Here is a 5,989-nt window from a genome sequence, read left to right on the forward strand (position 1 = left end):
TCGACCATCACCAGCCGGAACAGGTTCTCCTTGCTCCCGAGATGGTTGTAGAGGGTGGGTTTGGCCACCCCGGCCTCGCTTGCGATGAGATCGACGCTCGCGCCCTCGTACCCCTTGCGGGCGAACACCTCGAACGCGGCAGCGAGGATCGCCTCTCGCTTGTCCACCCGGCCACGCCCCGTCACCGTGATGCCGGCCGAGACGGGTGTACCCATTATCTCAGCGTATCCGTCAGGAGTTCACCGACCTCCAGCCCACTGGATCAATCACTCTTCCACGGTCTCCGCGAGGCTCGTTGCGACAGAGACCGGACTTTCGGACCGCGTTCGGGTTCACCGATGTTCCGGACCAGCACCATCTTCTTGATGGCCGCGTCGAGGCAGCCTGCGCCGGTGGTGACAATGACTCCATGCGCATCCGGCCGGTCCGGTTCGAGGAGCTCCCCGCGCTCCAGGACATCGAGCGGGCCGCCGGCCTGCGCTTCCGCGACATCGGCATGCCCGAGATCGCCGACGACGAGCCGTTCACCGTCAACGAACTCGCCCGCTACCAGCGGGCCGGCCAGGCCTGGAGCGCCGCTGACGGGACCGGCCACCTGGTCGCCTATCTGATCGCGGACCTCGTCGACGGCAACATGCACATCGAGCAGGTATCGGTGCGCCCGGACAGCGCCCGCCGCGGGCTGGGACGGGCGCTGATCGAACACGTCGCCGACCACGCGGCGGCCGCGGCCATACCGGCGCTGACCCTCACCACGTTCGTGCACGTACCGTGGAACGCCCCCTACTACGCGCGGTGCGGGTTCCGGCGCCTTACGGAGGCCGAGCTGACGCCAGGGCTGCGGGAGGTCCGCAGCCAGGAGGCCGCACACGGCCTGGACCGGTGGCCACGGGTAGCCATGCACCGCGAGGTGAGGCGGTAAGAGCCACGTGCGTTCCGCGGAACGGCAGATGGCTTCATCGGCGGCACCCAGGCCGGCGATCTCTATGACATGCTCGGCCTCACCGACCTCAAAGAGATTCAGCAGTCCAACCGCCGTCCAACGCCGATCAGGAACGCCTGGCCGGGGCGCAGGTGAGCCGTCCCCCACGGCAGGGGCAGCCGCGGATCAGTCGATCAGGGCGGGTGAGTTCGCCCCGGGAACGAGAAGGTGGGGCGTACCGGATCCGTCTGCGGGCAGGGACCAGATGTCGTTGATGCCGTCGCTGCGTTGCAGCGTGTAGGCCACAGTCGTGTTGTCGAGCCATTCCGGCTGATCGTCAATACTGCGGGTTTCTGCCAGCGGGGTCACGCGCATGGTGGCCATATCGAGTACGGACAGTCGCCAGCCGCGGGTCGGATCACCGTCGACGGCAGCCTTGAACGCGATCCGGGTGCCGTCCGGCGACAGTGACGGGCATTCGACGTTGTCGGCTCGGCTGCACACGATCCGTGCGTTGATGTCGCCTTCGACGAGGTAGCGGTGACCCTCAGTGGACATAGTTGCGTAGAACCGGTTGTCGTCGGCGAAGGTCACGCCCCAGAAGTTGACGTCGGCAGCCTGGTGCGATCTGCCGTTCCGGATGATCTGGAACTCCTCGAGACTGTCGACGAGGTGACCGGTGTCGATATCCGTGATCCCGGTACGGGTGGAAAATCCTGTTCCCGCATAGGAGTGGCCGTTGAGGAACAAGGTCCAGGCAACCATCTTCCCGCTCGGCGAGATGCGGAGCCGGTTGGGGAATCCGGTGAGTGGCCTTGCATGGCTTCGCGGCGTCGGTCACACCACGACGGCCATCGCGAAGGGAGTTCCGGCATGTCCACCATCGTCCTCATCGGCGGCTCGTTCCTCGGCGCCTGGGCCTGGGAGCGCGTCACACCACCACTGACCGCCCTGACCCGATGCCTCATTTATAGTGGTAACGGCACTGGGCTATACGAATCTCATCGTTATTAATCTTGTAGACGAGCCGGTGCTCGTCGTTGATACGCCGCGACCAGTAGCCCTGAAACCCGTGCTTCAGGGGCTCCGGCTTGCCGATGCCTTCATTCCCGTTACGGACGATGTCCTGAATCAGAGTATTAATACGCCTGAGCAGCTTGCGGTCCTGGGTCTGCCACCATACGTAGTCCTCCCAGGCATTCTCATCCCAGACGAGCTTCACTCGGCGAGGTCCCGCACCACGCCGCCGCCGCTTTCGAGCCGGTCGATGGCGGTCAGCAGCCGGCGGGCGTTCTCCGGGCTACGGAGCAGATACGCCGTCTCCTTGAGTGACTGGTAGTCGTCCAAGGAAACGATCACCACCGGCTCGTGGCCGGCGCGCGTGACGACAACCTCCTCCCTGTCCTCCACGACAGCCGTGAGAACTTCGGCGTACCGCGCACGTGACTCCGAGTAAGTCATCATCCTCATCTAAGCCTCCCATGCTTGTACGGAAAGTCGTACGTACAAGAAATTGTACGCCAGGATCGTGGAACGGTAAGGACGATGAGCAGTGACACCGGCAGGTTGCTCCGGTCGCTCCGTCGCCAGGTGGCGTCGGTGGCTACGCCCCGGGTTCGGCCGGGATGACATACCCCAACTTCCGCAGGGCGGTACGGAAGTCGGCCTCATGCTGCAGCGGTACGGCGACATGACGCTCCCCCAGCGGCCGGCAGAACCGGCGGAGCCTGCGGTCACCGACGATGAGAGCCGCCACCGCCGGATCGGCGCATTCCACCACCCGCGCAAGCCCGAGATCGCGCAGCTGGCCGGCGCGGGCCGTGACGTCCTCGAACAGCCTGGTCACGGTGGCCGGTATGGCGTGGTCGGCGTGGTCGTCCAGAAACCGCCGCAGATCCTCAAGCGGGCGGCCCATGTCGATCGCGGCTATCAACGACGCGACGCTCAGGGACCAGACACGGTCGGAGGAACGCTGCCCATAGGCGTCCAGGAAAAGCTCGTCGGCGGGCTGAAGCTCGCCGGTGACCACGATGTCCAGGTTCGGCAGGATCTTGAGCGCCGGACCCGGCCCGCCACCGCCTTCCTTCTCCGGCTCGTACCGTTCGGCCAGACCGAAGACGTATGCGCCGAGGGCGTTCAGCCGGACCGCGTGCAGACCGTCATAACGGCTGAGGAAGTCCAGGTCGTACGCGCCCCAGTTCCCGCGGAAGTCGTCGCGGGCGTCGACCGGATCGCCGTACTCGAGATCGAACAGACCGAGCGTCCCCGCGTACTCGAACAACAGGCACAGGACGTACCGGCCCTCCAACAGCGGCCACTCGTGGAACCCGTCATATCCCAGGCTTCCGTACTGCGGATCCTCGAGGTAGAGCTTCCAGACGTCACGCACCACCGCAAACGGTGGGCCATTACGCCGTATCCGGGTGAAGAGATCGTCCACCGCAACCCACTCCCCGGGCGCACAGGCCGCAAGCGCCTCGGCGACGGCCTTGCGCCGCGGACCCGCCGCGGTCAGTGCCCGAGCCGACCGCTGACCCTTGATCTCCTCGATCCGGCTCATCTCGTCGATCACCGCATGACCGACCCAGCGCCGCCAGAGATGACGGATCGTTTCCGCCACCGGCTTGGCCAGCGCCGCCCGGCCCCGCGCGGTCAGCTGCAGACGCCCACCGACGACCTCGGCCAGGCCACCGGCCTGCAGCAGCAGGGGCCACGCGAACGCGGCGATCGGCTCCTCGCGGTAGAAGTCCCCGCGGAGCAGGACACCGGCAACGGCGGTGACGGTCGCGGCGCCCGGTCGCTGCGTCTTCTCGCTGCACCGCAGTTTGCCGGCCGCGCACAACCGCAGGACAGCGAGCGCGTCGGCAGCCGCATCCCGCGCTCCCAGGCGGACAGTCAACTCGTCCGTCCCCGACAACCCGTCCGTCGTTTCGTTCACGTCCCGCGCTACGGCCATACCCGCTGACTGTAGAACCCACCTCGACGGGCACGGTCAGCCGGCACGGCTTCTCACCGTCGCACGAACCCTCTTCAGGCCTGGACGAGGACGGCCGGTACCGGCTCGGCTTGGCGGTACGGGAAGCCGTGGCCAACGCAGTGATCCACGGCAACCGCCTCGACCCGGACACGCCGGTTCGCCTGCTCCTCGCCCATGACGCGCACCGGATCACGGTGACCGTCGGCGACCGAGGCCCGGGCTTCACCCCCACCCCAGCCGCCGACGCTCCGGTGAACCTCACGTCTTCGGTCCGCGGGCTGACCCTCATCTCCCACGGCGTCGACGCCCTTCGCGTCATCCGCCGCACCGACCCACCGGGATGCGATGTGGTCCTGGTCAAACACCTCAGGAAGGACACCACGAGGCCGCGGCAACCTTTCCGTCTTTCTGTGTTCTTTTTGTGAGGGCGCCTTCATACTTGTGTCATTAGATCCTGTCAATCTTGAAAGAACGACCAAGCCGGCAGGGAGATATAAGAATCCGCAAAACACAGCCGATGGTGGAGTACGCCTACCCTCGTCACCGACCTCACCCGAGGCGGTGCGAAGTGCCGGGAGTAAGCCGACCAGTTCGCCGCCTACCAGCAGCGCCGTCACGACAGCGATCTCGAAGGCGTTCAACGCGGCCCTTCCACCGCGTGATCCATCGTTTGCGGCCCTGACCGGCGCGGGCGGGCATCCCCGCCGGTGTTTCTGCACTTCTGCCGGCGAGACGGTTGCCGGTGAAACGGCACCGGGACGATCAGGCTGGTTGCCCGGCCGGGCTGGCGGGCGTCGCGGGAATGTCGGCGTTCCACCGTGCCATCCACGCCTGGTTCTCGACGGCGATCGCCTCCTCGCAGCCCGCGACGAACGCCATATCCCGCCGTGCTCTCTCGGCAGAGGAGGCGTTGGCGGGGGCCGAGAGCTGCCACTGGTCGCGCAGGAACCGTAGTCGGTGGGCGGTCTGCTTGTAGGCGCGGGCGTTGTCCTCATAGCGCGAAGCGGCCGCGAACGAGCCCACCGACGCTCCCACCATGGTGATCGCCGGGGCCCATGCGGTGATCGTCGCACTGCCCGTGGCTGCTTCCACCGCGCTGAGCACCGCCGCGGCAAGGCTTGCGACCAGTCCGGCCCACTGGAACCGGGCGGTACGCCGCTCGGCGACGGCGGCCTGCGGCTCGTAGTAGTCGATCTGGTCGTCGACCCGGTGGGTCACGTAGGAGTCGAGGCTGTCGATCTCCGGCCATGGCCGGGACGACGACGACGTGCCGCTGATCGGCGCTGCGGGTGGGAGTATGTCGGCGGCCTGCTGGATCGCCTCGCTGCGTTCCAGCAGGCGGCGATCCCGTTCGTCCTGCGGGCCCTGGTAGGGGTCGACACCGGCCAGATAGGTGTAGATCTCGGCTTTCAGACCTTCGGACACCGACCGTAGCTGTGTCCAGGTCTTGGTGTGATTGGGGCTGACGAAGGAGCCAGCCACGATCGGTGCGCTGGCCAGAGCGGCCGTGGCCAGCGCGGCCAGCACCCGGCCGGCGCTCCCCTCGACCTGTCCGGCGGCAGTCACCAGGACCGTGCCGGCCACTCCCAGTCCGAGCGTGACCCGCCGGCCCCGGCGGATCCGCTGTTTCACTTTCCCCGCGACCGCGGACCAGTGCCGCTGGGTCTCTATGGCGCTTTGAACCCCCGCTGTGCTCATGCCGGTGATTGTGCCGGTACGCGTCCGGGAGCAACGGGCGATCCGTACTGTGCCGGTCATACCAGTATCGGCGACAAGGATCGAATCACCCGCGCCGGGACTGCTGGGCCTGGTGAAGAAGGCGCAGCTCGGCCTGTCGCAACGCGGCCTGGAAGGTGAGCGGGCAAAGGTAGCCCTGTGTCTGGATCACAACGGGTCGATGCGGACGCTGTGATCCAGGGGGTTCGTGCAGGGGCTGGCCGAGCGGGCGCTCGCGCTGGCGACGCAGCCTCGGGATCGGGAACGGGCGCTGAGATCATCATGGTGTTCATGTTTTACCGGGCTTACCCGTCGGTATCGTCGGATGTGTGAAGTTCGTCGCACTCTCCTTGATCATCAATTCGCCTGACCCG

General features: G+C 66.7%; 8 protein-coding genes and 1 pseudogene. 3 read left to right on the plus strand and 6 right to left on the minus strand.

Annotation, left to right across the window (positions count from 1 at the left end; genetic code table 11):
* Positions 1-215, minus strand: a 215-nt coding sequence (locus DD1DGNOD_RS20410; RefSeq protein WP_131770844.1) for a TetR/AcrR family transcriptional regulator, incomplete at its 3' end; no start/stop codon positions are given.
* Between the two features lie 194 nt (positions 216-409).
* Between DD1DGNOD_RS20410 and DD1DGNOD_RS20415 the strand changes: the two genes are divergently transcribed.
* On the plus strand, positions 410-922 hold the full coding sequence (locus DD1DGNOD_RS20415) for a GNAT family N-acetyltransferase (protein ID WP_131770845.1): 513 nt from the start codon (positions 410-412) through the stop codon (positions 920-922).
* Positions 923-1,108: 186 nt separating this feature from the next.
* Here the strand turns inward: DD1DGNOD_RS20415 and DD1DGNOD_RS20420 are convergent.
* The 4 genes and pseudogenes from DD1DGNOD_RS20420 to DD1DGNOD_RS20435 form a co-directional block, all read right to left on the minus strand.
* A pseudogene (locus DD1DGNOD_RS20420) lies at positions 1,109-1,735 on the minus strand (TolB family protein); the annotation flags it as partial.
* A gap of 151 nt (positions 1,736-1,886) precedes the next feature.
* Positions 1,887-2,144: a Txe/YoeB family addiction module toxin gene (locus DD1DGNOD_RS20425; protein WP_131768105.1), complete on the minus strand. Its 258-nt coding sequence runs from the start codon at positions 2,142-2,144 to the stop codon at positions 1,887-1,889.
* Positions 2,141-2,392: a type II toxin-antitoxin system Phd/YefM family antitoxin gene (locus DD1DGNOD_RS20430; protein ID WP_131768106.1), complete on the minus strand. Its 252-nt coding sequence runs from the start codon at positions 2,390-2,392 to the stop codon at positions 2,141-2,143. Before DD1DGNOD_RS20430 ends, DD1DGNOD_RS20425 begins: the two co-directional genes overlap by 4 nt.
* 133 nt (positions 2,393-2,525) lie before the next feature.
* Positions 2,526-3,878, minus strand: coding sequence for a helicase-associated domain-containing protein (locus DD1DGNOD_RS20435; RefSeq protein WP_131770841.1), 1,353 nt, complete (start codon positions 3,876-3,878; stop codon positions 2,526-2,528).
* Between the two features lie 128 nt (positions 3,879-4,006).
* Between DD1DGNOD_RS20435 and DD1DGNOD_RS30920 the strand changes: the two genes are divergently transcribed.
* Positions 4,007-4,324 (plus strand): ATP-binding protein, encoded by a 318-nt coding sequence (locus tag DD1DGNOD_RS30920; RefSeq protein WP_346434360.1) that lies wholly within the window; start codon positions 4,007-4,009, stop codon positions 4,322-4,324.
* Positions 4,325-4,661: 337 nt separating this feature from the next.
* Here DD1DGNOD_RS30920 and DD1DGNOD_RS20445 read toward each other — a convergent pair whose 3' ends face one another.
* Positions 4,662-5,657, minus strand: coding sequence for a DUF4231 domain-containing protein (locus DD1DGNOD_RS20445; RefSeq protein ID WP_131770842.1), 996 nt, complete (start codon positions 5,655-5,657; stop codon positions 4,662-4,664).
* Between DD1DGNOD_RS20445 and DD1DGNOD_RS27360 the strand changes: the two genes are divergently transcribed.
* Positions 5,647-5,811, plus strand: a complete 165-nt coding sequence (locus tag DD1DGNOD_RS27360; RefSeq protein ID WP_165036923.1) for a hypothetical protein — start codon at positions 5,647-5,649, stop codon at positions 5,809-5,811. The two genes, DD1DGNOD_RS20445 and DD1DGNOD_RS27360, sit on opposite strands and share 11 nt — an antisense overlap.
* Positions 5,812-5,989 lie beyond the last annotated feature (178 nt).

Origin of the sequence: Candidatus Protofrankia californiensis, from assembly GCF_900634765.1 — a bacterium.
Classification (GTDB): Bacteria; Actinomycetota; Actinomycetes; order Frankiales; family Frankiaceae; genus Protofrankia; species Protofrankia californiensis.

Coding starts and splice junctions, on each gene's coding strand:
- DD1DGNOD_RS20415 (WP_131770845.1), top strand. CDS start 410: ATGCGCATCCGGCCGGTCCGGTTCGAGGAGCTCCCCGCGCTCCAGGAC.
- DD1DGNOD_RS20430 (WP_131768106.1), bottom strand. CDS start 2,392: ATGAGGATGATGACTTACTCGGAGTCACGTGCGCGGTACGCCGAAGTT.
- DD1DGNOD_RS20435 (WP_131770841.1), bottom strand. CDS start 3,878: ATGGCCGTAGCGCGGGACGTGAACGAAACGACGGACGGGTTGTCGGGG.
- DD1DGNOD_RS20445 (WP_131770842.1), bottom strand. CDS start 5,657: ATGACCGGCACAGTACGGATCGCCCGTTGCTCCCGGACGCGTACCGGC.